The following is a 265-nucleotide window of genomic DNA, read 5'->3' as shown; positions in this document are numbered from 1 at the left end:
AGGGGCGCCGGTGACGAGGACGCACAGGCCCTCGCAGCGCGCGGGGCTCATGTGCGGGGCTCGCGCCGGACGAGCCCCACCGCGCGCCGGCACAGCGCGGGCACCGCCCCGCCCATGCGGAATCCGCGCTCCGGATCGGAGGCGTTGCCGTCGAGCGCCCGCTTGTAGACGCCCTGCAGGATGGCGCCGAGGCGGAAGAACGAGAAGGCGAGGTAGAAGGTCCAGCCCGGGATGCCGGGCAGCCCCATGCGCTCGCAATAGCGCG

The 265-nt window shown here is 74.7% G+C and carries 1 pseudogene; it reads right to left on the bottom strand.

Annotated features, from left to right (window positions below):
• Positions 1-47: 47 nt before the first annotated feature.
• A pseudogene (locus F0L46_RS27005) lies at positions 48-265 on the bottom strand (phosphotransferase family protein); the annotation flags it as partial.

The organism is Salinarimonas soli (assembly GCF_008386575.1).
Classification (GTDB): Bacteria; Pseudomonadota; Alphaproteobacteria; order Rhizobiales; family Beijerinckiaceae; genus Salinarimonas_A; species Salinarimonas_A soli.
This window is presented reverse-complemented; position numbering and strand designations above follow the sequence as displayed.